Raw genomic sequence first — 25,491 nt, 5'->3', positions numbered from 1 at the left:
GATGGTCACGCTCAGGTGAGCAAACGGGCGGCGATTCGGTGATCCGGTTCACACAACCGGCCCCTCCTACCCCGTCGCAGAGATCACGAATCCATCACGGCGTGTTTACATGGGCCCCGCTCCTCTCCCCGGGAGCCGCTGTGCAATGTCCGCCGACGGAAGTCAGGTGCATGAGTTCGCTCCACCACGACCGCCTCCCCGAGAGGGGTGCAGCGCCGACCGCCACGGTCGACGCCACGCCCGCTCCGGCCCGCGCCACCCGCGGGTCGACCGAGGAGAAGGCCGCGTCCACGGCCTCGCCGCAGCGCCAGGGGAAGGCGCGCGGAACCGAGGCCCGCAGGACCGAGAACACCTCCCGCACGCGGGCCCGCGCCGCCACGGTGACGGCCGCGGGGGCCACGGCGGCCACCGCCGGCCCGGCGACCGCCACGGCTGCCGAGCCGACGGCGCCGTCCGCGGCGCGGCTCTCCGCGGCCCGGGCCGCGGTGCTGCAGGTCATCGCGGCCAAGGTCGCCGCGGCGGCCGCCGCCGAGGCGCCGGCGCGGCGCCGGCCCACCCCGTACAAGCGGTCGGCCGTCGACGTCGCCGCCCTGGCGCCGGTCACCGACGTCACCGCGCTGGTCGACGCCCCGACCCCCGAGGCCGTCGTCGTCGTGAAGGACCCCCCGGGGCGTCCCGCGCCGGCGTCCGCGCCCGTCGAGCCGGTCGTCCGCGTCCTCGACGCCGAGGAGGCGCCCGACGCGGGAGCGGCCGAGGTCGTGGCCGCCGTCGCGGCGGGCCGCCGAGGCTGGCTGGACCGCCGCCCGCCCGCGGGACGGCGACGGTCCGCGCTCTACCTCGCCGCCGCACTCGTCGGTGCGCTCAGCATCAGCGGCGCGTCGGTCAGCGGGGCGACGGAGGTCGAGACGGCCGGCCACTCGGTCAGCGTCGCCGAGCAGCTCGGCATCGACGCGTCGTCGGTGACGCCGCAGGTCGACGAGGACGACACCTCGCGGCTGCGGGAGATGGTCGCCAGTCGCACCGCCCGGGACGCCGATCGCACGGCCGCCGCGGACGCCCAGGCCGAGGCCGACCGGATCGCCCAGGAGGAGGCCGACCGCGCCGCCGCCGAGGCGGCCCGCCCCAAGGCGGTGCTCCCTGTCCAGGGTGGGCGGCTCACCAGCGGCTTCGGGCCGCGCTGGGGCACGCTCCACGCGGGCATCGACCTCGCCGCGCCCATGCGCACTCCGGAGTACGCCGTCATGGACGGCGTCGTGCTCGAGGCCGGCCCCGCCAGCGGCTACGGCCTGGTGGTCTACCTCCAGCACGAGAACGGCGACGTCACCGTCTACGGCCACATGGACGCGATCCTGGTGACCCCCGGGCAGGTGGTCCGCGCCGGCGACACCATCGCGCTGCTCGGCAACCGCGGTCAGTCCACCGGCCCGCACCTGCACTTCGAGGTGCACGTCGGCGGCATCGGCGGGGAGCGGATCGACCCCCTGCCGTGGCTGCGGGAGCGCGGCGTCCAGATCTGACACGCCGGATCCACGACGACGCCCTCCGCCGGAGCGATCCGGCGGGGGGCGTCGTCGTGCGTGGGGCAGTCGGCTCGTGCCTCGCGTGGAGGTCGGCGCGCGCGGTGGGACAGTGGAGGCGCACGACCGGCCGGCAGGAGGAGATCGCGGTGGAGCACGGGCACCACTCGGGCATGTGGGTCCCGGAAGAGGCGCCGACCTGGGGTCGGATGTTCCTGCCGCACCTGGACCCCTGGTCGGTGCTGGCGTTCCTCAGCATCATCGGGCTCGTCGTCTACCTGGCCGCGGTCGTCCGCCTGCGCCGCTCCGGCGTGGCCTGGCCGTGGTGGCGGACGCTGGCCTGGGTCGGCGGCACCGCCTCGCTCTTCGCCGTCACCGGCACCTGGTTCAACGGCTACAGCATGGTGCTCTTCAGCATCCACATGACCCAGCACATGGTGCTGTCGCTCATCACGCCGCTGCTCCTGCTGCTCGCCGCCCCCGTCACGCTGGCGCTGCGCACCCTGCCGCGCGGTCGGGGGGCGGCAGGCGCCCCGCGGGCGCTGCTGCTGGAGGCGCTGCACAGCCGGTTCGCCCGTTCCGTGGCCCACCCGCTGTTCACCGTGCCGCTGTTCATCGCCAGCCTGTACGGCGTCTACTTCACGCCGCTGTTCGACGTGCTCATGTCCAACCCGGCGGGGCACCAGTTCATGCTGGCGCACTTCGTCGTCACGGGGCTGCTGTTCTTCGGGCCGATCACCGCCCAGGACCCGTGGCCGCGCACGCTCAGCCACCCCGGCCGGATGCTCGAGCTGTTCCTGCCGGTGCCGTTCCACGCCTTCTTCGGCGTCGCGATCATGATGGCCGGGTCGCTGGTCGTCGACACCTTCGCCCAGCCGCCGGCCGGGTGGGGCGTCGACCCGCTCGCCGACCAGGCCGTCGCCGGCGGCATCGTCTGGGCCTTCGGCGAGCTGCCCACCGTCCTGGTGCTGGCAGTCGTGTTCTTCTCCTGGGCGCGCTCGGACGACCGCCGGGCCCGCGCGCTGGACCGCGCGGCCGATCGCGACGGCGACGCCGAGCTGACCGCGTACAACGCCCGCCTCAAGGCGCTCGCCGAGCACGGGTGAGGAGCTGGAACGGCCCCCTGCAGGGTCCCGCCGCGAGCCTGCGAGCGGTGGGGGGCGGGGGGGTCCTTGCTCAGCCGACGTGGACGACGGCGTCACCCTCGGCCGGCAGGTCGTCCTTGGTCGCCTTGATGAGCAGCGCCGAGACGACGGCGCCCAGCAGCAGCAGCCCGGCCGCCCACGTGAAGGCCGTGGTGTAGCCCTCAACCTGCGCCGCGAGACCCACCGACGGGTCCTGCGGGTCCGCGCCCGAGGCGAGCACGTCGGCGGTGTAGGTGCTGATGGCGGCGACCGAGAGGGAGGCCAGCACGGCGGTGCCGATCGAGGCGCCGACCTGCTGCGTGGCGTTCAGCATCGCGCTGGCCGCCCCGGCGTCGTGGACGCCGGCGCCCACCAGTGCCAGGTTCGACAGCGGCACGAACGTGAAGCCGAGGCCGAGCCCCAGCAGCAGCTGGCCCGGGAAGGGCAGCTGCCAGAAGCCGGTCTCCAGCCCGACGAACGACAGGGTGAGGAGCCCGGCGGCGGCGAGCACGCCGCCGAGGACCATGAGCGGCTTCGGCCCGACCCGGGGGACGAGCACGCTGGCCAGGCCCGCCGAGACGAACACCCCGAGGGTGGTGGGCAGCGACGCCAGTCCCGCCCTCACCGGCTCGTACCCGAGCACCTGCTGGAAGTACAGGCTCAGGAAGAAGAACGCCCCGAGCAGCCCGGCGCCGACCAGCGTTGAGGTCAGGTAGGCGCCGCCCCGGTTGCGGTCGAGGACGATGCGCATCGGCAGCAGCGGGTTGCGGGTCCGCAGCTCCAGCAGGACGAACAGCGCGACCAGCACCAGCCCGCCCACGATGAACAGCCACGCCGGGCCGTCGCTCCAGCCGCTCTCCGGCGTCACCAGCCTCGCGGTGCCCTGGGCCGCCGCCCGGGCGTTGGCCGCGGCGGCCGCGGCGGCGAAGGTCTGCGAGGCCTCGGCCACGCGGGTGAAGCCGTAGACGATCGACGCCAGGCCGAGGGTGACCAGGACGGCGCCGGGGATGTCGTAGCTGGTGTCCCCGGGGGCCCTGCTCTCCGGCACGATCGGGATCGCCAGCACGATGGCCAGCAGGGCGACCGGCAGGTTGACCCAGAAGCACCAGCGCCAGTCGGCGTACTCGGTGAGCACCCCGCCGAGCAGCAGGCCGATGGCCGAGCCGCCGCCGGCGATGGCGCCGTAGACGCCGAAGGCCTTGGCGCGCTCCTTCGGGTCGGTGAACAGGACGGTGAGCAGCGCGAGGGACGCCGGGGCCAGCAGCGCGCCGAAGACGCCCTGGAGGGCGCGGGCGCCGAAGAGCATCGCCTCGTTCTGCGCGACGCCGCCGAGCGCCGAGGCGACGGCGAAGCCCGCCGCGCCGACCAGGTAGGTGCGCTTGCGGCCCCAGAAGTCGGCGATGCGCCCGCCGAGCAGGAGGAAGCCACCGAAGGTCAGGGTGTAGGCGGTGACGATCCACTGCTGGCTGGCCGCGCTGATGCCGAGGTCCGCGGTGACCGCGGGCAGTGCGATGTTGACGATCGTGGCATCGAGGATGACCAGCAGGACGGTCATGGCGATGACGCCGAGGGCCAGCCAGCGCTTCTCGTAGGGCTCGTCGGCGCCGGTCGCCGGTCCGCCGCCGGCGGGGGAGGGGAGGGATTCGGTCACGGGCGTCCTCGGTTCGTGCGGAGCAGGCCGGATCGCCGGCCGGAAGAGAACGTAGCGGTCTGCAACCATGTCGTCGTGCCTGTTTCGCTGGTGTTCACCTCCGACACGCACGTCCCCAAGCGCGCGCGTGACCTACCTCATGCGCTGTGGACGGCGATCGACGCCGCCGACGTGGTGGTGCACGCCGGGGACTGGGTCGACGCCGCTCTCCTGGACCTGTTCGAGGCCCGCTCCCGCCGCCTGGTGGCCGTGCACGGCAACAACGACCACGGGCCGCTGCGCGACCGCCTGCCGCTGGTCGCCCGCGCCGAGATCGAGGGGATCCGGTTCGCCGTCGTGCACGAGACCGGCGACGCCAAGGGGCGCGAGGAGCGGTGTGCGGTCCGCTTCCCCGACCCCGACGTCCTGGTGTTCGGGCACAGCCACATCCCCTGGGACACGGTGGCGCCCTCCGGGCTGCGGCTGCTCAACCCGGGCTCGCCCACCGACCGGCGTCGCCAGCCGCACGGGACGTACGTGACCGCGGTGGCCGACGCCGGGCGCCTGCGGGACGTGACCTTCCACGCCGTGCCGCCGCGGCGGTGAGCGGGCCGCCGCTGGACCCGCGCGCGGTGGCGTTGCTGGCCTGCCCGGCGTGCGCCGCGCCCCTCGCCGCCGAGCCCGGCGACGCGGGGCTGCGCTGCGACCGGGGCCACGCCTTCGACCGCGCCCGTCAGGGGCACGTGACGCTCCTCCCCCCCGGCCACCGGGCGCCGTCGGGGGACTCGGCGGCCATGGTCGCCGACCGGGTGGCGTTCCTCTCGGCCGGTCACTACGACGGCGTCACCGCCGCCCTGGCCGGGGCCGTCCGCGCGCCCGGGGAGCCCGCCACCCTGCTCGACCTCGGCGGCGGCACCGGCCACCACCTGGCCCGCCTGCTCGACGACCTCCCGCGGGCGGCGGGTGTGGTGCTCGACGCCTCGCGCTACGCCGCGCGCCGGGCGGCGAGGGCCCACCCGCGCGCGGTGGCGGTGGTCGGGGACACCTGGGCGCGGCTCCCGGTCCGCGACGGCGCCGTCGACCGGGCCCTCGTGGTCTTCGCCCCGCGCAACGGCCCGGAGATCGCCCGGGTGCTGCACCCGGAGGGGCGGCTGGTCGTCGTGACGCCCGGCCCGGACCACCTCGCCGGGCTCGTCGGCCCGCTGGGCCTGCTCCGCGTCGACCCCGGCAAGGCCGGCCGGCTCAGCGCGACACTGGAGCCCCACCTGGCGCGCGAGGGCGGGCGGCGGCACCGCCGGACCCTCTCGCTCGACCACGCCTCGGTGGCGACCCTGGTAGGGATGGGGCCGCACGCGCGGCACCTCACGGCGGCGGCGCTCGCGGCCTCGCTGGCGCGGTTGCCGGCCGCCGTGGAGGTCACGATCTCGGTCGACGTGGCCACCTACCAGCGCCTCCGGTGATCCTCACGGCGCGCCTCACCTGCCCGACCTGAGGTGCCGCACGGCACGGTCTAAGCTGCGAGCCGTGACGATTGCACCGGCGCCCATCGTGAGCCGGCCCAGCCCGGCTCACGTGGTCGAGAAGGGCTCGCGGCTCTCGAACCTGCTGCGGACCACCGACCACAAGACCATCGGTCTGATGTACCTGACCACCTCGTTCGTCTTCTTCATCGGTGGTGGCCTGATGGCGCTGCTGATGCGGGGTGAGCTGGCGCGGCCGGGCCTGCAGTTCCTGTCCCCGGAGCAGTACAACCAGCTCGTCACGATGCACGGCACGGTCATGCTGCTGATGTTCGCGACGCCGCTGTTCTTCGCGTTCTCGAACCTGATCATGCCGCTGCAGATCGGTGCGCCGGACGTCGCCTTCCCGCGGCTGAACGCCTTCTCCTTCTGGCTGTTCCTGTTCGGCAGCCTGATCGCGGTCGGCGGCTTCCTGACCCCCGGTGGCGCGGCGGACTTCGGCTGGTACGCCTACGCGCCGCTGTCGAACGTGGTCCACTCCCCGGGCCCCGGCGCGAACATGTGGTTCGCGGGCCTGGCGGTCAGCGGTCTGGGCACGATCCTGGGCGCGGTCAACTTCATCACCACGATCGTCTGCCTGCGGGCGCCTGGCATGACGCTGTTCCGGATGCCGATCTTCACCTGGAACACGCTGGTGACCAGCGTGCTGGTCCTCTTCGCCTTCCCGATCCTGACCGCCGCCATCATGGGCATGCTGGCCGACCGCAACATGGGCGCTCTCATCTACTCGGATGAGAACGGCGGCCCGATGCTGTGGCAGCACCTGTTCTGGTTCTTCGGGCACCCCGAGGTCTACATCATCGCGCTGCCGTTCTTCGGCATCGTCACCGAGATCATCCCGGTCTTCGCCCGCAAGCCGCTGTTCGGCTACAAGGGCATGGTCTTCGCGACGCTGGCGATCGGTGCCCTCTCGCTCGCCGTCTGGGCGCACCACATGTACGCCACCGGCGCGGTGCTCCTGCCGTTCTTCGCCTTCCTGACCTACCTCATCGCCGTGCCGACCGGCATCAAGTTCTTCAACTGGATCGGCACCATGTGGCGGGGTCAGATGACCTTCGAGACGCCGATGCTGTTCTCCATCGGCTTCATGATCACCTTCCTCCTGGGTGGTCTGACCGGCGTGCTGCTGGCCAGCCCGCCGCTGGACTGGCACGTCAACGACAGCTACTTCGTCGTCGCCCACTTCCACTACGTCGTCTTCGGCACCGTCGTGTTCGCCGCCTACGCCGGCATCTACTTCTGGTTCCCCAAGATGTGCGGCCGGATGATGGACGAGCGGCTGGGCAAGCTGCAGTTCTGGCTGACCTTCATCGGCTTCCACGTCACGTTCCTGGTGCAGCACTGGCTGGGCAACGAGGGCATGCCGCGCCGCTACGTCGACTACCTGGAGACCGACGCCTTCACGACGCTGCACACGGTGTCGACGATCGGCTCGTTCATCCTGGGCGCCGCGACGATCCCGTTCGTCTACAACGTGGTGAAGTCGTGGAAGTACGGCGAGCTCGCGCTGCGGGACGACCCGTGGGGCCACGGCAACAGCCTCGAGTGGGCCACCTCCTCCCCGCCGCCGCGGCACAACTTCGTGGAGATCCCCCGGATCCGCTCGGAGCGCCCCGCGTTCGAGGCGCACTACCCGCACCTCATCGAGCGGCTGCAGGCCGAGGCCCACGTGGGCAAGCGGCACGAGCCCTACGGCGGCGTCAGTGAGCTCGGCGCCACCACCGGTCACCGCGCCGGGCCGAACGACCCCGACCCGACCTGAGGAAGGACCACCCTTCCCCCGCGCGTCGCAGGCTCGGCGCGGGCCCCTGAAGGGTGGCCGTCCAGACCGTCACCGACGCCCCGTCGGCCTCCGGGCCGGCGGGGCGTCGGGCGTCTGCCGTGGCGGGTCAAGGGGCGCAGGCTGCGTGCGGCACGATGACCGCGTGCCGCACGAGCCCACACCCGACCTGCTGCCCTCCCCCGTCGCGACCGCGCCGCGGGCGCTGCTGACCGTCACCGGGGCAGACCGGCCGGGGGTGACCGCCCAGCTCTTCACCGCCCTCGCCGCGGACGGGGACGGGCACCCCGCCGTCGAGGTCCTCGACGTCGAGCAGGTCGTGGTGCACGGGCACCTGGTGCTCGGCGTCGTGGTCGGCGCCCTCGGCAGCGAGGCGATCGCGCCGGTGGTGGAGGAGGAGCTGCTCGACCGGCTCCGCACGGTGGCGCAGGACGTCGAGACCGCGGTGGGCGTCCGCGTGTCCGTGGAGTCGGCCAGCGGCCCCGACGCACCGGTCGCCTCGGGGCGCCCGCACCACGTCATCGTGCTGGGGCGCCCGGTGCCGCCCGAAGCGGTGGCCGGCGCCGCGCAGGCGGTCGCCGGCATCGGCGGCAACATCGACGCGATCCGGCGGCTCTCCGACTACCCGGTCACCAGCTTCGAGCTCACCGTCTCCGGGGCGGAGGCCACCGCCCTGCGCGCCGCGCTCGCCTCGGTGGCGGCCTCGACCGGCGCCGACATCGCCGTCGAGCAGGTCGGGATCGCCCGGCGCAGCAAGCGGCTGATCGTCCTCGACGTCGACTCCACCCTCGTGCGCGGGGAGGTCATCGACGAGCTGGCCGCGCGCGCGGGGCGGGCGGCGGAGGTCGCCCGCATCACCGCGGCCGCCATGAACGGCGAGCTGGACTTCGCCGAGTCGCTCCGGGCGCGGGTCGCGGTGCTGGCCGGGCTGCCGGAGGAGGTGCTGGACGAGGTCCGCGAGCACCTGGTGCTGACACCGGGCGCGCGCACCCTCATCCGGACGCTCCAGCGCCTCGGCTTCCGGTGCGGCATCGTCAGCGGCGGCTTCACCCAGATCACCGACCCGCTGGCCGAGAGCCTGGGGCTGGACTTCGCCGCCGCGAACACGCTGGAGGTGGTCGACGGCCGCCTCACCGGCGGGCTGGTCGGGGAGATCGTCGACCGGCCCGGCAAGGCGCGGGCGCTGATCCGCTTCGCCGAGCAGTACGGCATCCCGCTGGACCAGACGGTGGCCGTCGGCGACGGGGCGAACGACCTGGACATGCTGAGCACCGCCGGGCTGGGGATCGCGTTCAACGCCAAGCCGTTCGTGCGGGAGCAGGCGCACACCGCGCTCAACCAGCCCTACCTCGACGCGGTCCTGCAGGTGCTCGGGTTCACCCGGGACGAGGTCCTCGACGCGGTCTGACCGCCCACCCGCCGCCATGATCAGGTTCCCCTGATCGTGGCGCGTCCTCCCTCACGGTCGGCGGTGAGGGAGGACACCGCGCGGTGAGGGTGGACGTCGTCGCAGCGGCGTCTCAGGCGGTGCGGGGCGACCCCTCCAGCCCGACGCCGGCGGTGCGCAGCTGGTCCAGCGCCGCCGCGGTGGTCGCCTCGGAGACCCCTGCGGTGAGCGGCAGCAGGACGCGGGTGGCGAACCCCGCGGCGACGGCGTCGAGTGCCGTGGCGCGCACGCAGTGGTCGGTGGCGATGCCGACGACGTCCACCGCCTGGACGCCGTGCCCCCGCAGCCAGTCGGCCAGCCCCACCCCGTCGGCGGTCCCCTCGAAGCCGGAGTAGGCGGCGGCGTGCTCGCCCTTGTCGAACACGGCCTCCAGCGGGCCGCGGTCCAGCGCCGGGTGCAGCTCCACCCCGCCGGTGCCGACCACGCAGTGCGGCGGCCAGGTCTCCAGGAAGTCCGGGTGCTCGGCGAAGTGGTCGCCGGGGTCGATGTGGTGGTCCCGGGTCGCGACGACGTGGTCGTAGCCCGCCGAGCGGACGTGCTCGGTGATCGCGGCCGCGACCGCTGCGCCGCCGGCGACGGCCAGGCTGCCGCCCTCGCAGAAGTCGTTCTGCACGTCGACGACGATCAGTGCACGGGTCATCTGTGCAGTGTGCCTTTCCCGGCCCCGTCCAGGGCACCGCCGCGAGCTTGCGAGTGGTCGGGAGGACGGGGCCCTTCTGCCGCTCAGGCGGTCTCGGTCTCCAGCGCCGGTTCCCCGCGGGAGAGCGCCCATGCCTCGGCCGGCAGCGCCTCGCGCACCCGCGCGTGGTGCTCGCGGGCCCGCCGCAGCGCCTCGGGCGGGGTGACGTCGTCGCAGGGCGCGCCGTCCCGGACGAGCGGCACCACCAGGTCGCGGTCGCCCTCACGCGCCTCGACCGGGGAGCTGCTCACCACCTCGGCGGTGGCCGTGCCGTCGGCGGCGTGCCGGCGCACGGCCCGCTTGCGCCCGCCGACGGAGTTCTTGCCCTCGGAGCGCTTGGCCACCGGGACGCCGTCGCGCTCCACCAGCTTGTAGACCATCCCGGCCGTCGGCGCCCCCGAGCCGGTGACCAGCGAGGTGCCCGCCCCGTAGCCGTCGACCGGCGCGGCCATGAGCCCCGCGATGGCGTACTCGTCCAGGTCGCTGGTGACGATCACGCGGGTGCGGTTGGCGCCCAGCTCGTCGAGGAGCTCCCGGGCCCGCGTGGCCAGGGTCGGCAGGTCGCCGGAGTCCAGCCGGATGGCGCCCAGCTCCGGGCCGGCCACCTCGATCGCCGTCCGGATGCCCTGCTCCACGTCGTAGGTGTCGACGAGCAGCGTGGTGCCGGTGCCGAGGGTCTCCACCTGGGCGCGGAAGGCCGCCCGCTCGTCGTCGTGCAGCAGCGTGAACGCGTGGGCGCTGGTACCGGTGGTGGGGACGCCGTAGCGCCGCCCCGCCTCCAGGTTGGAGCTCGACGCGAACCCGACGAGGTGGGCCGCGCGGGCGGCGGCGACCGCGGCCTCCTCGTGCGTGCGGCGCGACCCCATCTCGATGCAGGGCCGCTCGCAGGCCGCCGCCACCATGCGGGCGGCCGCCGAGGCGATCGCCGAGTCGTGGTTGAGGATCGACAGGGCCAGCGTCTCCAGCAGCACGCCCTCGCCGAAGGGGGCGCGCACGGTGAGCACCGGGGACCCCGGGAAGAACAGCTCGCCCTCGGCGTAGCCGTCGACGTCCCCGCGGAACCGGAAGTCGGCCAGCCAGTCCAGCAGCCGCCGGTCGGTCAGCCCCTGGTCGCGTAGCGTCGCGAGCTCGGCGTCGCCGAACCGGAAGTGCGGCAGCGCCTCGAGCAACCGGCCGGTGCCGGCGAGCACCCCGTAGCGGCGGCCGTGCGGCAGGCGGCGGGCGAACACCTCGAACACGCAGTCCCGCTCCGCTGTGCCGTCGGCGAGCGCGGCGGCCAGCATCGTCAGCTCGTAGCGGTCGGTGAGCAGGGCGGGAGCCGTCGGCATGGCTCCGGAGCGTAGGCGGACCCCCGGTCGCCGGGGCGGACGACGTCCTAAGCTGGGACCCGTGGCCGGACCGCTCGCCCCGACCCGGGCCCCCGAGACGACCGTCGAGGAGCACGGAGACCTCGACCGGCCGTGGGTGACCGTCGTCTGGAACGACCCGGTCAACCTCATGACCTACGTGACCTTCGTGCTGCAGGAGCTGTTCGGCTACGACGAGCCGACCGCCACCACGCTGATGCTCCAGGTGCACCACGAGGGGAAGGCGATCGTCAGCTCGGGCCCGCGCGAGCGCATGGAGCACGACACCAGCCGGCTGCACGCCTACGGGCTGTGGGCCAGCTACCAGAGGGACTCGTGAAGCCGTTCCGCGCCAAGGGCGGCCACCTCGTGGCCCGCCTCGACCGGGCCGAGGCAGGCATCGTCGGGCTGTTGCTCGACCAGCTGGAGCAGCTGCTGGCCGCCGACCGGGCCGACAGCAGCGGGGACCCGGTGATGGACCGGCTCTTCCCCGCGGGGCACCGCAGCGACCCGGCGCTGGCCGAGGACTACCGCGGCCTCACCGAGCAGACCCTGCGCGGCGGCAAGGCCGACGACCTGGCCACCGTGCGCGCCACCCTGCCGGCCGACGGGGGGGAGGTCCGGCTGGACGACGAGCAGGCCGGTGCCTGGCTGCGCACAAGCAACGACCTCCGGCTGGCGCTCGGCACCCGCCTGGACATCAGCGAGGACACCGAGCCGCCGGAGGAGATCGTGGACGAGACCGACCACCAGCTCGCGGCCTACTACTGGCTCACCGCGCTGCAGGGGTCGCTCGTGGACGCGCTCGTCGCCGGTCGCGCCGGCCGAAGGTGAGCAGCACCAGGGCGGCGAGCAGCAGGTCGAGGACGAAGAGCACGTAGACCATCCCGTGCAGTTCGACGTCGGCCAGGATCGCGCCGACGGTGGAGACCAGCACCAGGGCCGAGGCGGCGAGCAGCAAGAGCAGCAGCACCGCGCGCACGACGACGATGACCACGACGGGGCCCCGGTCGCCCGGGTGCGCGGCGCTGTAGCCGTGGTGCCGGAACAGCCCTCGCACGCCCATGACCAACGCCGGCAGGGCCAGCAGCACGACGCCGGCGGTCAGGAGCAGCGGGACCCACACGACGCCGACCGTATCGGTCCCGGCTCGTTCCCCGGCGGCCACCCGGCGGGCCCCGGCCGGTCACCCGGCAGGGGGGCGTCCCGGGGGCGATCGGGGAGCGGCCCGGTGAGCAGGCCTAGACTGGCCGACGTGCTGCGCATCGACCGCGCGACCTACGACGCCATCGTGGCCCACGCCCGGAAGGACCATCCGGACGAGGCCTGCGGCGTCGTCGCCGGACCGGAGGGGACCGACCGTCCCGAGCGCTTCGTCCCCATGCTGAACGCGGCGCGGTCGCCCACGTTCTACGAGTTCGACAGCGCCGACCTGCTCGCGCTCTACCGCGACATGGACGACCGGGACGAGTGGCCGGTCGTCGTCTACCACTCGCACACCGCCACCGAGGCCTACCCCTCGCGCACCGACGTCGGGTACGCCTCCGGCCCGGCCGCCGACCCCCGCACGCACTACGTGCTGGTGTCCACCCGCCACCACGGTCCCGAGACCGGCCTGGCCGGCGACGACGTCGAGTTCCGCAGCTACCGGATCGTCGACGGGGAGGTGTCGGAGGAGGAGGTCGAGATCGTCGAGTCCTACCTGTTCGGGCACTCGCCGACGACCGTCGTCTACGACTGAAAGAGGGCCCCGTCCTCCCCGCCCCTCGCACGCTCGGGGCGGTGCCCTGGACGGGGCCGTCCCGGAATGCCCCGCGGTGAGCGGGCGTTGCCCGGCTCAGATGCACCACCGCTGCCTCTGCAGCACCCCCCAAGACAGCCACGTCCCGAGGAGAACCACGCCATGGCCATCGAGGTCCGGATCCCGACCATCCTGCGCACCCACACCGGCGGCAGCAAGACCGTCGAGGGCCAGGGGGACACCCTCGCCGCGCTGATCGACGACCTCGACAGCAAGCACTCGGGCCTCAAGGACCGCCTCGTGACCGAGGAGGGCAAGCTGCACCGCTTCGTCAACGTCTACGTCAACGACGAGGACGTGCGCTTCACCGGCGCCCTGGACACCCAGGTCAAGGACGGCGACTCGGTGACGATCCTCCCGGCGGTCGCGGGCGGCTGCTGAGCGGCGCCCCGCTCCCCGCCCCTCGCCCCCGTTCCGGAAGAGCTCACCCGATGGCCCGCTTCGCCTCCCTCGTCGACTCCCTCGGCGGCACCCCGCTCGTCGGGCTGCCCAACCTCTCGCCGACGCCGGACGTGCGGCTGTGGGCCAAGCTCGAGGACCACAACCCCACCGGCTCCATCAAGGACCGCGCCGCGATCAAGATGATCGAGGCAGCCGAGAAGGAGGGGCTGCTGCGGCCCGGCTCGACCATCCTCGAGCCGACCAGCGGCAACACCGGCATCTCGCTGGCCATGGTCGCCCGGCAGCGCGGTTACCGGCTGATCTGCGTGATGCCGGAGAACACCTCGATCGAGCGGCGGCAGCTGCTGGAGATGTACGGGGCGGAGATCATCTCCTCGCCGGCGGCCGGCGGCTCCAACCAGGCCGTCGCCATGGCCAAGGAGCTCGCCGCCGAGCACGACGACTGGGTGATGCTCTACCAGTACGGCAACCCGGCCAACGCCCAGGCGCACTACGAGGGGACGGCGCCGGAGATCCTCGCCGACCTGCCCTCGATCACCCACTTCGTCGCCGGGCTCGGGACGACGGGCACGCTCATGGGCTGCTCCCGCTACTTCCGCGAGCACAAGCCCGGTGTGCAGGTCATCGCCGCGGAGCCGCGCTACGGCGAGCTGGTCTACGGCCTGCGCAACATCGACGAGGGGTTCATCCCCGAGCTCTACGACGCCGACCTGCTGGACTCGCGGTTCTCCGTCGGGCCGGACGACGCCATCCACCGCACCCGCCAGCTCGTGGAGCGGGAGGGCATCTTCGCCGGCATCTCCACCGGCGCGATCCTGCACGCTGCGCTGGGCATCGCCGACAAGGAGGTCGCGGCCGGGCGCCGGGCCGACATCGTCTTCATCGTCTGCGACGGCGGCTGGAAGTACCTCTCCACCGGCGCGTACGCGGGCACGCTCGAGGAGGCGACCTCCGCGCTGGAGGGCCAGCTCTGGGCCTAGAAGGACCACCCTTCTCCCCACGGCTCGCACGCTCGCCGCGGGCCCCTGAAGGGTGGCCGTTCCGGCACGTCACCGGGGGTCGGCGGGACCGTCGGTGGGGGCCGCTAGCCTGACCGGCGACATGGGGACGCAGCCAGGAGCCGACGCGCCGATCGGCATCTTCGACTCGGGCGTCGGTGGGCTCACCGTCGCCCGCGCCGTGCTCGACCAGCTGCCCGGCGAGGCCGTCCGCTACATCGGCGACACGGCGAACGGCCCCTACGGCCCCCTGCCGATCGCCGAGGTGCGCCGCCACTCCCTGGCGGTCATGGACGAGTTGGTCGGCAGCGGCGTCAAGATGCTCGTCGTCGCCTGCAACTCCGCCAGCGCCGCCTCCCTGCGCGACGCGCGGGAGCGATACGACGTCCCGGTGGTCGAGGTGGTCCTGCCCGCGGTCCGCCGGGCGATCGCCGCCACCCGCAACGGCCGGATCGGCGTCATCGGCACCCAGGCGACGGTGACCAGCGGCGCCTACGACGACGCCTTCGCCGCCGCGCCGCAGGTGTCGGTGACCTCGGCCGCCTGCCCGAGCTTCGTCGACTTCGTCGAGCGGGGGATCACCAGCGGCCGGCAGCTGCTGGGTCTGGCGCAGTCATACCTGGACCCCCTCATGGCCGCCGGCGTCGACACCGTCGTCCTGGGCTGCACGCACTACCCGCTGCTCACCGGCGTGCTCTCGGTGGTGCTGGGGGACGGCGTCACGCTCGTCTCCAGCGCCGAGGAGACCGCCAAGGACGTCTACCGCGTGCTCACCCGCGCCGACCTGCTCCGCGATCCCGCGGCGCCCTCGCCGCGGCACGTCTTCATGGCCACCGGCGACCCCGAGCCGTTCGCCCGGCTCGGCCGCCGCTTCCTGGGGCCGGAGGTCGGTGCCGTGCTCGGCGCCGGGCGGGCGGGTGCCGCGTGAGGCTGACCGTCGTGGGGTGCTGCGGCAGCGGGCCCGGTCCCGACTCGCCCGCGTCCTGCTACCTGGTGGAGCACGACGGGTTCCGGCTCGTCATCGACCTGGGCAACGGCTCCTTCGGGGCGCTGCAGCGAGTCGCGGACCCCGCGTCGGTGGACGCGGTGTTCCTCTCGCACCTGCACGCCGACCACTGCCTCGACATCGCCCCGTTCGTCGTCTGGCACCGCTACTCGGGCGGCCCCCGGGGGCCGCTGGTACCGCTCTACGCGCCGGTGGGCGCCGAGCGGCGACTGGCGCTGGCCTACGACGTGGACGGCGACGGCCTGACCGACGTCTTCGACTTCGTCCCGGTGGGCCCGGGGACCTTCCGCCTGGGCCCCTTCGACGTGGATCTGGCCCGCACCGCGCACCCGGTCGAGACCTACGCCATCCGGCTGACCGCGGGCGGGCGGTCGCTGGTCTACACCGGCGACACCGGCCCCTGCGAGCGGGTGGTCGAGCTGGCCCGCGGCGCCGACGTGCTGCTCGCCGAGGCGGCGCACCCCGACAACGCGCCCGAGCAGCCGCCGGGTCTGCACCTCACCGGGCGGCAGGCCGCCCAGCACGCCGCGGCCGCCGGCGTCGGCCGCCTGCTGCTCACCCACATCCCCGCCTGGGTCGACCACATCGGCCAGCTCTTCGCCGCGAGCTCGGTGTTCAGCGAGACCGAGCTGGTCACCCCCGGCGCCACGTACGAGATCTGAGGAACGACCCTCCTTCGCAGGCTCGCGGTGGGCCCTCGCAGGGGCCGGTTGCCGGATGGCCGTGATCGCGGAACGGTGACCCCATGGAGGAGCGGGACGGCGTGCCGCTGAGCAGCCTGGACTCGCCGCTGGGTGACGGGCTCGGCGTCCCCAAGCGCGCGCTCGTCGACCACCTCGACGCCGTCGCCGACCGGCTGGTCCCGCTGCTGGCGGGCAGGCCGCTCTCGGTGGTGCGGGTACGGCCGGGCCAGGCCCCGTTCATGCAGCGCAACGTCAGCAAGGGCGCCCCCGCCTGGGTGCGCACGGTGGCCGTGTGGGCGGAGTCCGCCCACCGCGAGGTGCACCAGGTGCTGTGCGACGACCGCCGCACCCTGCTGTGGCTGGCCAACCAGCGCGCGGTCGAGTTCCACGTGCCCTTCCTCCCGGCCGGCTCGCGGGAGCCGACCGGGCTGGTGCTCGACCTCGACCCGCCCGACGGCGCGGACTTCTCCGCCGTCGTGGCCGTCGCCCGGCTGGCCCGTCGGGCGCTGGCAGATGCCGGGCTCGCCGGCGCGGTGAAGACCAGCGGCTCCTCGGGGCTGCACGTCGTCGTCCCGGTGCAGGGCTCGCCGGTCGAGGACGTCGCCGCGGCCACGCGGGCGCTGGCGCAGCGGACGGCGCAGCTGGACCCCGGGGTCGCGACGACGGCGTTCCTCAAGGAGGAGCGGAAGGGCCGGGTGTTCGTGGACTCCACCCGGTCGGGGACCGGCACGGTCGTCGCCGCCTACAGCCCGCGGGTGCGACCGGGGCTGCCGGTGTCGGCGCCCGTCGACTGGGCCGACCTGGACGCGGTGCGGCCGGGGGACGCCACCGTCACCTCGGGGTCGTCTCTGCCGGACTGGGCGGCGTTGCTGCCGGAGCCGCAGCAGCTCCCGGCCGCGCTCGTCGCCGAGGGGCACACCATCCCGGTGGCCCGGGTGCAGGCCATGCACGAGGGCAAGCGGCGGGCCCGGCTGCGGCGCGAGGCAGCGGAGGGGGACGCCGGCCGGTAGCCCTCGAACGGGCGGGTGCCGACGACGTCGGGGCCCGCTCCTCCTGCCCTACGCTGCCACCCGTGAGCGGCGCCCCGGAGGAGATCGTGCGCCACGCGGCGCGGACCCTGATGAGCGGCCGCCGCCTGGACACCGGCACCCTGGCGACGGAGCTGGGCATCTCCCGGGCGACCCTGTTCCGCCGCGCCGGCAACCGGGACGCGATCCTCGGCGAGGCGCTGGCCTTCCTGGGCCGGCGGACGCTCGCGGCCGCCGAGCGCGAGCACGACGCCCGGGCGTCCGGGGACGGGCCGGACACCCGGCTCCGCTCCCTGGCGGTGATGGAGGACTTCCGCTACGCCCTCAGCACCGCCCTCCCCGTCCGCCGCCTGCTCGACGAGGAGCCGGCGACCGCGATCCGCGTGCTCACCGATCCGCAGGGCCGGGTCCAGCCGCGGGTCGTGGAGGCCTACACCGAGCTCTTCCAGCGGGATGTCGACGAGCACGGTCTCGAGCCGCAGATCCCCGTTCCGCTGCTCGCCCTCGCCGTCGTCCGGCTGGGGGAGTCCTTCCTCTACTCCGACGTGCTCGCCGCCCGGGCACCGGACCTCAAGGCGGCGACGACCGTGCTCGACGCACTGGTCACCAGCGTCTTCGGGCTCGATCGCCGCTGAGGACGACGTCCGGGCCGTTCCCGGAGATGTTCCGGCGGGCGCCCCTCCGCCACCGGCGGCTGTCCCCAGGCGCGGCGGTCGTCCACAGCCGGGTCTCCGGGCGCCCCGGTCGTCGCTGTCCGGCGGGACGCTGGGCGGCGTGACGACCGATCCGCAGACGATCGCCTGGCTCGACCAGGAGGACAGCCGCCTGGCGCAGGCGATCCGCGTCCACCGGTTCGCCGTGCAGTACGTGATGCGCGGCGAGGCCTCCGACGAGCCGGCGTTCGGCTACACCGTGGGCCTGTTCGGGGTGGGGCACCCCGAACTGGTCGTGGTGGGCGTCGGGCGCGAGGCGGCGAGCGGCCTGCTCGACCACGTCGCCGGCCTTGTCCTCGACGGCCGGGACCTGGTGCCGGGCGAGGTGCTCACCCACGGCCGGGCGGAGCCGCTCGTGGTGGAGGAGCTGCCCAACCCGGGGGAGGTCCTGTTCAGCGCCAACCGCTTCTACCAGCGCCCCGACGAGTACTCGGTGCCCGCCTACCAGCTGACCTGGGCCACCCGGACGGCGGCTTCCCGTGGGACCCGGGCTACCCGTGCCCGCCGGAGTGCCAGCCCCGGCCGGGGACGTGGCGGGCCTAGGCAGACGTTCTTGCCCGGCCACCCCGCAGTGGCCCCTGGAGGGTGGTTCTTCAGTCCAGCCCGAGGTCGCGGCGGAGCTTGGCGACGTGCCCGGTGGCCTTGACGTTGTAGGAGGCGCGCTCGACCCGGCCCTCGGCGTCGATGACGAACGTCGACCGGATCACGCCGACGACCTCCTTGCCGTACAGCTTCTTCGTGCCGTAGGCGCCGTAGGCCTGCATCACCTGCTTGTCGGCGTCGGAGACGAGCGTGATGCGCAAGTTCTCCTTCTCCCGGAAGCGGGCGAGCTTCTCGACCGGGTCGGGGGAGATGCCGATGATCTCCAGCCCCGCCTCGGCGAGGTCACCGGCCGCGGCGGTGAAGTCGACGGCCTGCGTGGTGCAGCCGGGCGTGAGCGCGGCCGGGTAGCAGTAGACGATCACGCGCCGGCCGCGGTACGAGGAGAGCGACACCGGGGTGCCGTCGGCGTCGGGCAGCGTGAAGTCCGGCGCCGGGTCGCCGGCGGCCAGGCGGACGGGGGCGGCGTCGGTCTCGGTCATGCCGCGCATCCTGCCGTGTCTGCGGGAGGGGCTCGCAAGGGGGCGCACCTCAGCCGGGCAGGAAGGAGAAGCGGACGTGCCGCTGGTGGTTGTCCGTGTTGGTGTCCACCAGGCAGATGCGCTGCCAGGTGCCCAGCATCAGCCGCCCCTCCAGCACGGGGACGCTGGCGTGCGGCGGCACGAACGCCGGCAGCACGTGGTCCCGGCCGTGTCCCGGGCTGCCGTGCCGGTGGCGCCACCGGTCGTCGCGGGGGAGCAACTCGTCCAACTGGGCGAGCAGGTCGTCGTCGCTCCCCGCGCCGGTCTCCAGGATCGCCAGCCCGGCGGTCGCGTGCGGGACGAAGACGTGCAGCAGGCCGTCGCCCTCCGGCTGCACGAACTCGGCGCAGTCGTCGGTGAGGTCGACGACGACGGGGACGCCTCCGGTCCGGACGGCACGCAGCTCCGATCGCATGGCACCGATCCTGCCGGAGGCCCGGGCCCGTGCGCCCGCCAGCACGCGGGGGAGCGGGCCCGGGTCGCGGCCGCCCGTCGGCGGCGCGCACTACTGTCGGCACCCGTGACGCAGCCTCGACCCACCCCCCGCGCCGACGGCCGTTCGGCCGACCAGCTCCGCCCGGTGACCATCACCCGCAACTGGCTCGACCACGCCGAGGGCTCGGTGCTCGTCGAGTTCGGGCGCACCCGCGTCCTGTGCGCGGCGAGCGTCACCGAGGGGGTGCCCCGCTGGCGCAAGGGCTCGGGCCTGGGCTGGGTCACCGCCGAGTACTCGATGCTGCCGCGCGCCACGCACACCCGCAGCGACCGCGAGTCGGTCCGCGGGAAGATCGGCGGCCGCACGCACGAGATCAGCCGGCTGATCGGCCGCTCGCTGCGCGCCTCGATCGACCTGGGTGCGCTCGGGGAGAACAGCATCGCCATCGACTGCGACGTTCTGCAGGCCGACGGCGGCACCCGCACAGCGGCCATCACCGGCGCCTACGTGGCGCTGGCCGACGCGGTGGCGTGGCTCGGCGAGCGCAAGAAGCTGGCGAAGCAGGAGCCACTGGTGCAGTCGGTCGCCGCGGTCAGCGTCGGCGTCATCGACGGCGAGCCGCGGCTGGACCTCGCCTACGAGGAGGACGTCCGCGCCGGCACCGACATGAACGTGGTCTGCACCGGGAACGGCGGCTTCGTCGAGGTGCAGGGCACCGCCGAGGGCGCGGTCTTCGACCGGCCGACCCTTGACGCGCTGCTCGACCTGGCGGTCGGCGGCTGCGCCGAGCTCACCCGCCTGCAGGCCGAGGCGCTGTCGCGGGAGCCGGTCGGCCGATGAGCACGCGGCTGCTGCTGGCCACCCGCAACGCAGGCAAGCTCGCCGAGCTGCAGCGGCTGCTGGCGAGCGCGGTGCCCGGGGTCGAGGTCGTCGGGCTGCGCGACGTCGAGGAGTACCCGGAGGCGCCGGAGACCGGCGCGACGTTCGCGGAGAACGCCTTGCTCAAGGCCCGGGAGGCTGTCCGGTACACCGGGCTGCCCGCCGTGGCCGACGACTCCGGGCTCGCGGTCGACGCGTTGAACGGCATGCCCGGGGTGCTCTCGGCGCGCTGGTCGGGCCGGCACGGCGACGACGACGCCAACACCGCGCTGCTGCTCGGCCAGCTCGCCGACGTGCCCGACGAGCGGCGGGGCGCGGCCTTCGTGTGCGCGGCGGCGCTCGTCACCCCGGACGGCACCGAGCGGGTGCTGGAGCGGGAGTGGCGCGGCCGGGTGATCAGCGAGAAGCGGGGGAGCAACGGCTTCGGCTACGACCCGGTGTTCGTCCCCGAGGGGCTCGAGCTGACCTCGGCGGAGCTGGAGCCGGCGGAGAAGGACGCGCGCAGCCACCGGGGGCAGGCCTTCGCGGCCCTCGTGCCGGTGCTCGCCGAGGTGCTGGGCGCCCGCTGAGGCGTCGATCCCGACGGACCGGGAAGCCGAGCCAGGCGAGGGAGTCCGCCTCCTCGGGCTCGGCGTGCCGGCCCGGGCGCACGGGCTCCTCGCCGGCGCCCGGCGCCCGGCGCCGAAGGCCGGTGCGCCTTGGCGGCCGCGTGCGGGCCGGGCGGCGGTGGAGTGGACGACGGCGGCCGAACCCGGCTGACGGGCGGCTCCCCGAGGGCTAGCGTCCGGCGCGTGAGCCTGCCCGCCCGCGTCCGACCACCCGGGGCCGGTGACGAACGGGAGCTGCTCGTCGGCTGGCTGGACCTGCAGCGCGCTGTCGTGCACCTCAAGTGCGACGGGCTCACCGACGACGACGCCCACCGGGCCCTGCTGCCGACCTCACCGCTCATGTCGATCGCCGGCCTGGTCTCCCACCTGCGCTGGGTGGAGCACTGCTGGTTCGAGGTGCTGTTCCTGGGCCGGTCGAAGGAGGCCAACCCGCAGTTCGGCGACGACGGGAGCGCCGACTGGCGCGTGGGCGGCGTCCCGCTGGCGCGGCTGCTCGACGAGTACGCCCGCCAGTGCGCCGCATCGACGGAGATCGTGGCGGCCGCGTCGCTGGACGAGCTGGGTCGCGACGAGGAGTACGGGGGCACGACGCTCTCCCTGCGCTGGATCCTCGGGCACATGGTGGAGGAGGTCGCGCGGCACGTGGGGCACCTCGACCTGCTCCGCGAGCTGGTCGACGGGCGGACCGGCTACTACTGATCCCGGCGCGTGAGCGGCCGTCGGGCGGGGCACACCGGGGCGATGCAGGTCTTCGTGGACGCCGCCCGGCCGCTGCGCTTCGCCGACGGCACCCCGGTGACCGCGGCCTCGGGCGTGGCCCCGCTCGGGGACGGCTGGCTGGTCGTGCAGGACGACTCGACGGTCGCCGCCTGGCGCCGTCCGGACGAGGTGGTGGCGCTCGAGGTGCTCCCGCCCGTCGAGGGGCTGCGCACGTTCCGCGAGGCGGAGGGCACCAAGCGCCTCAAACCCGACCTGGAGGTCGCCTGCCCGGCGGAGGTGGACGGCGAGCCGGCCGTGCTCCTCCTCGGCTCGGGCTCCTCGCCCCGGCGCATGCGGGGGGTCCTCGTGCGGCTGGAGGGCGGGCGGCCGGTGGTGCGCTCCGCGGAGCTCGGCCCGGTCTACCACCGCGTGGCCGACGTCCTGGGGCTGCCGATGGACCACGTGAACCTGGAGGGGGCGAGCCGCCACGGCGACGTGGTCCGGTGGTTCAACCGCGGCAACCTCATGGCCGGCGTCCGCTCCGCGAGCGTCGACGTGCCGCTGCAGGACGTGGTCGCCGCCGTCCTCGGTCGCGCGGAGCCCGCCGCCGTCCCGGTGGACCGGCCGCGGGAGTACGAGCTGGGCCAGGTCGAGGGCGTGGGCCTGGCGGTCACCGACGCCGTCGCGCTGCCCGACGGGCGGGTGCTGCTGAGCGCCGCCGCCGAGGACACCCCGAACGCGGTGGACGACGGTCCCGTGGTCGCCACCGCGATCGCGCTGCTGGACGGCGACATGGTGCAGGCGGTCGTGCCCATCCCGGAGGTGGACGGGCACGTGCACAAGGTCGAGGGGTTGGCGCTGTGCGGGGTGGACGGCGACACCGTGCACCTGCTGGCCGTGGTGGACGACGACGACCCCGACGCGCCGTCGGCCGAGCTCGACCTGCGGGTGGTCCTGGGCTGACCGTCGCGTCAGCCGGCCCGGCGGAGCAGCTCGGCGCGCCCCTCGAGCCGGCCGGCGCGACGAGCACCAGCACGGCCAGGGCCGTGGCCACCGCGACCCCGACCCACCACCAGGCGGATCGCGCGACCGCGAGGATCGCGGAGACCAGGGCGAGGACGGCGGGCAGGGTCAGCGCGCGGGTCCGCGTCGCCCGCACCGTGAGCGTCGTGGCGGGCACCGCAGCCGTCGTCACCCGGTCGGGGACCACCACGCCGAGACGACAGCGCGCACTCTCGGAGACGTCCGCGTGCGGGAGGGGGGAGTCGAACCCCCACGCCCGAAGGCACCAGATCCTAAGTCTGGCGTGGCTGCCGTTACACCACTCCCGCGTGGTCCCGGAGTGTAGGAGCACCGCTGCGGGTGGCCGTGGCGGACCGTCGGCGCGCTGACCTGCGGGACGTCTGGCAGGCTGTCGCCGTGCCCCGCGACCCACGACAGATCCAGCTCGAGATCGATGCGGCCCGCGAGTCGCTGGCCGCCACCCTGGACCAGATCGCCTACCGGAGCAGCCCGACCCGGCTGAAGGCGCAGGGCCGGGACGCCGTCCAGCGCTTCCTGCGGACGCCGGCGGGCCAGGCCACGGTCGGCGCGGTCGGGCTGCTGGTGACCCTGGTCGTCGTCCAGAAGGTCCGGCACCGCCGCAAGGCCGACGTCGTGCAGGTCGGGCGCCGCAAGGTCGTGGTCGAGAAGGTCAACCGGACGCGCTGATCCGGTGCGCCGCGATCCGGTCGGCCCGGGTCAGGAGTCGGTCTGGGACTACCCCCGGCCCCCGTCCGCCGAGGTGACCGGGCGGCACGTCGTCGTGGAACTCGGTGGGCGGGTGCTCGCCGACACCCGTCGCGCGGTGCGGGTCTGCGAGACCAGCCACCCGCCGGTGTACTACGTGCCGCGCGAGGACGTCGCCGTCGACCTGCTCGAACGGGCGCCGGGCCGCTCGGTGTGCGAGTGGAAGGGGGCGGCGACCTACTGGGACGCCGTCCTCGACGGCCGGCGCGTCCCGGCCATCGGGTGGTCCTACGAAGACCCCGCCCCGGGCTACGAGCACCTGCGCTCGGCGATCGCCTTCTACCCCGGCAGGGTCGACCGGGCGCTCGTCGACGGGGAGCAGGTGCGCCCGCAGCCGGGCGGCTTCTACGGCGGCTGGGTCACCGACGAGATCGCCGGCCCCGTCAAGGGCGGGCCCGGCACCCTCGGGTGGTGAGCGGCGGGGTCAGCCCTGGGTGCGCACCAGCGGCAGGACGACCGTCTCGAGCACCTCGTCGGCGAAGGCCTCGTCGACCGGGCGGTGCGTGAGCAGCCAGCGCTGCACGAGGAGCGCGCTGATCGTCTCGGCGGCGACCGAGCTCCGGAACTCCGGGCCCACCTCGCCGCGGGCCTCGGCCTGCTGCCACACCTTCTCGAAGGACTGCCGCCACACCGCGAGCGGCCCCTGCTCGAACGCCTCGGCGAGCGCCGGGTGGCGCGGCACGGTGGAGAGCAGCGAGAGCGTGGCCGCGCCGGTCGGCCCGTTCACGACGCCGACCAGGGTGCGCATGATCTCGCGCAGGTCGCCCTCGAGGGAGCCGGTGTCGGGGCTCTGCGCCACGTCGCGGTTGAGGTCGGAGATGGTGTCGACCACGAGGTCCTGCTTGGTGCGCCAGCGGCGGTAGATCGTCGCCTTCCCGACGCCGGCCTCCGCGGCCACCGCGTCCATGGTCAGCGCCCCGTAGCCCACATCGGCCAGCAGTCGCAGGATCGCGGCACGGATGACGCCGTCGCGGCTGGGATCGCGCGGCCGGCCGCCACGGCTCGGGCGGTCGGCTTCGGCGGTGGGGAGTGCGGCCATGGGCAAACCTTAGACATTCAAGTTGAGAAAGTGCTGGAAGTCCCCCTCGAGTACCCCGGAAGAGCGTTCCGATACCGCCGCGCGCCTGTCTCGCGGGCCACATCCGGTGCGTCACCCTGTCCTGCGTGGGAACCATCTGCGGCGGTGTCTGCGGGTGCCGTCAGAACTGGGAGACGCCCGGCCGGGCGAGCCGCGCGCTGCTCGCCACCTCGATCGGGCACGTGCTGCCGCACGTCGCCCGCACCGCGAGGGCTCTGGGCCTGACCGTCCACTCCTCACCCCAGCTGGTCGACGTCGTCGACGACCGCGGCGGGCGTGGCCTGGAGCGGCTGTTCCAGAAGCTGGCGCGGGAGCTCACCGGCGCGGAGACCGAGGCCGTGCGGGTGGCCACCGACCCGCCGGACGACGGCCCCGCGCTCACCGCCCGGCTGCTCACCGCACCCACGCTCGCCGTCGAGCTGGCCCGGCGCGGGGTCACCGTGGAGGTCGGCGTCCTGGCCGAGGCCGAGCTCTGGTCGGTGTACCAGCCGATCGTCTCGCTGGCCGACCGGTCGGTCGTCGCCCACGAGGCGCTGCTGCGCGGGCTGGTCGACGGCCGCGAGGTCGGTGGCGGGGACCTGTTCTTCGTCGCCGAGTCGGCGGGCTGGCTGGACCGGCTGGACCGCATCGGCCGGGAGTCCGCGATCTCGGGCGCGATGCCGTGGCTCGGCGGGGACGACCTGTTCATCAACGTCAACCCCACCTCCATCTACCGGCCGCAGGTCTGCCTGGCCAGCACCGAGCGGGTCGCGCACGACGCGGGTGTCGACCCCCACCAGCTCGTCTTCGAGGTCGTCGAGTCGCACGCCGTCGCCGACCGCGGGCACCTGGTGTCGGTGCTGGAGCACTACCGCTCCCTGGGCTGGCGGGTCGCGCTCGACGACGTCGGCGCGGGCTGGTCCAGCCTGTCGCTGCTGGCCGCGGTCCGGCCCGAGGTGGTCAAGCTCGGCAAGGGGCTCGTGCAGGAGCTGCCGGACGACGGCGCCCGCACGGTGCTGAAGGCGGTGACCGACCTGGCCCACCAGCTCGGGGCGGTCGTCGTCGCCGAGGGCGTCGAGACCGAGCAGCTGGCCGAGGAGGTCACCGCGCTCGGGGCCGACCTGGGCCAAGGGTGGTTGTTCGGCCGGCCGGTGCGCCCGGAGCCCGCGGTGGAGGAGCCCGAGGGGCGCTGGCAGCCGGTGGCGCGCTCCCGCTGAGCCCCGCGGCGT

Annotated in this window: 30 protein-coding genes and 1 tRNA gene; 23 read left to right on the top strand and 8 right to left on the bottom strand. The window is 74.4% G+C overall.

The window, feature by feature from the left end:
- The first annotated feature begins 170 nt into the window (after positions 1-170).
- Positions 171-1,517: a M23 family metallopeptidase gene (locus ACI794_RS07460; RefSeq protein WP_456616015.1), complete on the top strand. Its 1,347-nt coding sequence runs from the start codon at positions 171-173 to the stop codon at positions 1,515-1,517.
- 149 nt (positions 1,518-1,666) lie between these two features.
- Positions 1,667-2,623, top strand: a complete 957-nt coding sequence (locus ACI794_RS07455; RefSeq protein WP_456601365.1) for a cytochrome c oxidase assembly protein — start codon at positions 1,667-1,669, stop codon at positions 2,621-2,623.
- Positions 2,624-2,693: 70 nt separating this feature from the next.
- On the opposite strand, the gene ACI794_RS07450 is transcribed toward ACI794_RS07455, so the two are convergent.
- Positions 2,694-4,292 (bottom strand): MFS transporter, encoded by a 1,599-nt coding sequence (locus tag ACI794_RS07450; RefSeq protein WP_456616014.1) that lies wholly within the window; start codon positions 4,290-4,292, stop codon positions 2,694-2,696.
- A 75-nt stretch (positions 4,293-4,367) separates the two neighbouring features.
- On the opposite strand from ACI794_RS07450, the gene ACI794_RS07445 reads away from it, so the two are divergent.
- The 4 genes from ACI794_RS07445 (at position 4,368) to serB (ending at position 8,979) form a co-directional block, all read left to right on the top strand.
- Positions 4,368-4,877, top strand: a complete 510-nt coding sequence (locus tag ACI794_RS07445) for a metallophosphoesterase family protein (protein ID WP_456616013.1) — start codon at positions 4,368-4,370, stop codon at positions 4,875-4,877.
- 11 nt (positions 4,878-4,888) lie between these two features.
- On the top strand, positions 4,889-5,731 hold the full coding sequence (locus ACI794_RS07440; protein ID WP_456616130.1) for a putative RNA methyltransferase: 843 nt from the start codon (positions 4,889-4,891) through the stop codon (positions 5,729-5,731).
- Between the two features lie 64 nt (positions 5,732-5,795).
- Positions 5,796-7,553, top strand: coding sequence for an aa3-type cytochrome oxidase subunit I (gene ctaD / locus ACI794_RS07435; protein ID WP_456582624.1), 1,758 nt, complete (start codon positions 5,796-5,798; stop codon positions 7,551-7,553).
- 163 nt (positions 7,554-7,716) lie between these two features.
- The gene (gene serB, locus ACI794_RS07430) at positions 7,717-8,979 is read left to right on the top strand and encodes a phosphoserine phosphatase SerB (protein WP_456616012.1); all 1,263 of its coding nucleotides are present in this window, start codon (positions 7,717-7,719) and stop codon (positions 8,977-8,979) included.
- Between the two features lie 112 nt (positions 8,980-9,091).
- Here the strand turns inward: serB and ACI794_RS07425 are convergent, their stop codons facing one another.
- Positions 9,092-9,658 (bottom strand): isochorismatase family protein, encoded by a 567-nt coding sequence (locus tag ACI794_RS07425; RefSeq protein ID WP_456616011.1) that lies wholly within the window; start codon positions 9,656-9,658, stop codon positions 9,092-9,094.
- Positions 9,659-9,741: 83 nt separating this feature from the next.
- Positions 9,742-11,025 (bottom strand): nicotinate phosphoribosyltransferase, encoded by a 1,284-nt coding sequence (locus tag ACI794_RS07420; RefSeq protein WP_456616010.1) that lies wholly within the window; start codon positions 11,023-11,025, stop codon positions 9,742-9,744.
- 61 nt (positions 11,026-11,086) lie between these two features.
- Here ACI794_RS07420 and clpS point away from each other — a divergent pair, with 61 nt between their 5' ends.
- Together clpS and ACI794_RS07410 are read left to right on the top strand one after the other, a co-directional pair.
- Positions 11,087-11,383 (top strand): ATP-dependent Clp protease adapter ClpS, encoded by a 297-nt coding sequence (gene clpS / locus ACI794_RS07415; RefSeq protein ID WP_305998956.1) that lies wholly within the window; start codon positions 11,087-11,089, stop codon positions 11,381-11,383.
- Positions 11,380-11,877 carry a DUF2017 family protein gene (locus tag ACI794_RS07410; protein WP_456616009.1) on the top strand — a complete coding sequence of 166 codons (498 nt, stop codon included), beginning with the start codon at positions 11,380-11,382 and terminating at the stop codon, positions 11,875-11,877. Before clpS ends, ACI794_RS07410 begins: the two co-directional genes overlap by 4 nt.
- On the opposite strand, the gene ACI794_RS07405 is transcribed toward ACI794_RS07410, so the two are convergent.
- The gene (locus tag ACI794_RS07405) at positions 11,816-12,169 is read right to left on the bottom strand and encodes a hypothetical protein (protein ID WP_456601357.1); all 354 of its coding nucleotides are present in this window, start codon (positions 12,167-12,169) and stop codon (positions 11,816-11,818) included. The genes ACI794_RS07410 and ACI794_RS07405 overlap by 62 nt on opposite strands.
- A 105-nt stretch (positions 12,170-12,274) precedes the next feature.
- On the opposite strand from ACI794_RS07405, the gene ACI794_RS07400 reads away from it, so the two are divergent.
- The 8 genes from ACI794_RS07400 to ACI794_RS07365 all read left to right on the top strand — a co-directional run bounded on the left by ACI794_RS07400 (position 12,275) and on the right by ACI794_RS07365 (position 18,320).
- Entirely contained in the window at positions 12,275-12,784 is a 510-nt protein-coding gene (locus ACI794_RS07400) for a Mov34/MPN/PAD-1 family protein (protein WP_456616008.1), read from the top strand.
- Between the two features lie 162 nt (positions 12,785-12,946).
- Complete coding sequence (locus ACI794_RS07395; RefSeq protein WP_456582631.1) at positions 12,947-13,225, top strand: MoaD/ThiS family protein; 279 nt, start codon at positions 12,947-12,949, stop codon at positions 13,223-13,225.
- Between the two features lie 50 nt (positions 13,226-13,275).
- The gene (locus ACI794_RS07390; RefSeq protein WP_456616007.1) at positions 13,276-14,226 is read left to right on the top strand and encodes a PLP-dependent cysteine synthase family protein; all 951 of its coding nucleotides are present in this window, start codon (positions 13,276-13,278) and stop codon (positions 14,224-14,226) included.
- A gap of 121 nt (positions 14,227-14,347) precedes the next feature.
- Complete coding sequence (gene murI / locus ACI794_RS07385; RefSeq protein ID WP_456616006.1) at positions 14,348-15,172, top strand: glutamate racemase; 825 nt, start codon at positions 14,348-14,350, stop codon at positions 15,170-15,172.
- Positions 15,169-15,912 (top strand): MBL fold metallo-hydrolase, encoded by a 744-nt coding sequence (locus tag ACI794_RS07380; RefSeq protein ID WP_456616005.1) that lies wholly within the window; start codon positions 15,169-15,171, stop codon positions 15,910-15,912. The genes murI and ACI794_RS07380 overlap by 4 nt, the downstream gene beginning before the upstream one ends.
- 83 nt (positions 15,913-15,995) lie before the next feature.
- Positions 15,996-16,943, top strand: a complete 948-nt coding sequence (locus tag ACI794_RS07375) for a DNA polymerase domain-containing protein (protein ID WP_456616004.1) — start codon at positions 15,996-15,998, stop codon at positions 16,941-16,943.
- A 62-nt stretch (positions 16,944-17,005) separates the two neighbouring features.
- Entirely contained in the window at positions 17,006-17,596 is a 591-nt protein-coding gene (locus ACI794_RS07370; protein ID WP_456601351.1) for a QsdR family transcriptional regulator, read from the top strand.
- Positions 17,597-17,735: 139 nt separating this feature from the next.
- A complete protein-coding gene (locus ACI794_RS07365; protein ID WP_456616003.1) occupies positions 17,736-18,320 on the top strand; it encodes a DUF4262 domain-containing protein in 585 nt (194 codons plus the stop codon).
- On the opposite strand, the gene bcp is transcribed toward ACI794_RS07365, so the two are convergent.
- Together bcp and ACI794_RS07355 are read right to left on the bottom strand one after the other, a co-directional pair.
- Positions 18,268-18,756: a thioredoxin-dependent thiol peroxidase gene (gene bcp, locus ACI794_RS07360; protein ID WP_456601349.1), complete on the bottom strand. Its 489-nt coding sequence runs from the start codon at positions 18,754-18,756 to the stop codon at positions 18,268-18,270. The two genes, ACI794_RS07365 and bcp, sit on opposite strands and share 53 nt — an antisense overlap.
- 49 nt (positions 18,757-18,805) lie before the next feature.
- Entirely contained in the window at positions 18,806-19,210 is a 405-nt protein-coding gene (locus ACI794_RS07355) for a YjbQ family protein (RefSeq protein WP_456582639.1), read from the bottom strand.
- Between the two features lie 105 nt (positions 19,211-19,315).
- Between ACI794_RS07355 and rph the strand changes: the two genes are divergently transcribed.
- From rph to ACI794_RS07335, 4 genes are all read left to right on the top strand, one after another.
- Entirely contained in the window at positions 19,316-20,071 is a 756-nt protein-coding gene (gene rph / locus ACI794_RS07350; RefSeq protein ID WP_456616002.1) for a ribonuclease PH, read from the top strand.
- On the top strand, positions 20,068-20,679 hold the full coding sequence (gene rdgB, locus ACI794_RS07345) for an RdgB/HAM1 family non-canonical purine NTP pyrophosphatase (protein WP_456616001.1): 612 nt from the start codon (positions 20,068-20,070) through the stop codon (positions 20,677-20,679). Before rph ends, rdgB begins: the two co-directional genes overlap by 4 nt.
- Before the next feature lie 222 nt (positions 20,680-20,901).
- Positions 20,902-21,417 (top strand): DinB family protein, encoded by a 516-nt coding sequence (locus ACI794_RS07340; RefSeq protein WP_456601346.1) that lies wholly within the window; start codon positions 20,902-20,904, stop codon positions 21,415-21,417.
- A gap of 9 nt (positions 21,418-21,426) precedes the next feature.
- Entirely contained in the window at positions 21,427-22,380 is a 954-nt protein-coding gene (locus ACI794_RS07335; protein WP_456616000.1) for a DUF6910 family protein, read from the top strand.
- Positions 22,381-22,667: 287 nt separating this feature from the next.
- Here the strand turns inward: ACI794_RS07335 and ACI794_RS07330 are convergent.
- A tRNA-Leu gene (locus tag ACI794_RS07330) sits at positions 22,668-22,748 on the bottom strand.
- 88 nt (positions 22,749-22,836) lie between these two features.
- On the opposite strand from ACI794_RS07330, the gene ACI794_RS07325 reads away from it, so the two are divergent.
- Positions 22,837-23,127 (top strand): DUF3618 domain-containing protein, encoded by a 291-nt coding sequence (locus ACI794_RS07325; RefSeq protein WP_456601344.1) that lies wholly within the window; start codon positions 22,837-22,839, stop codon positions 23,125-23,127.
- A gap of 4 nt (positions 23,128-23,131) precedes the next feature.
- The gene (locus ACI794_RS07320) at positions 23,132-23,620 is read left to right on the top strand and encodes a DUF427 domain-containing protein (protein WP_456601343.1); all 489 of its coding nucleotides are present in this window, start codon (positions 23,132-23,134) and stop codon (positions 23,618-23,620) included.
- A gap of 9 nt (positions 23,621-23,629) precedes the next feature.
- Here the strand turns inward: ACI794_RS07320 and ACI794_RS07315 are convergent, their stop codons facing one another.
- Positions 23,630-24,244 (bottom strand): TetR/AcrR family transcriptional regulator, encoded by a 615-nt coding sequence (locus ACI794_RS07315; protein WP_456615999.1) that lies wholly within the window; start codon positions 24,242-24,244, stop codon positions 23,630-23,632.
- A gap of 125 nt (positions 24,245-24,369) precedes the next feature.
- Here ACI794_RS07315 and ACI794_RS07310 point away from each other — a divergent pair, with 125 nt between their 5' ends.
- A complete protein-coding gene (locus tag ACI794_RS07310) occupies positions 24,370-25,479 on the top strand; it encodes an EAL domain-containing protein (RefSeq protein ID WP_456601341.1) in 1,110 nt (369 codons plus the stop codon).
- Positions 25,480-25,491 lie beyond the last annotated feature (12 nt).

The sequence above is a fragment of the Blastococcus sp. SYSU DS0541 genome, assembly GCF_054050875.1.
The sequence above is the reverse complement of the archived record's forward strand: the minus strand, read 5'-3'. Positions and strand labels throughout refer to the sequence as shown.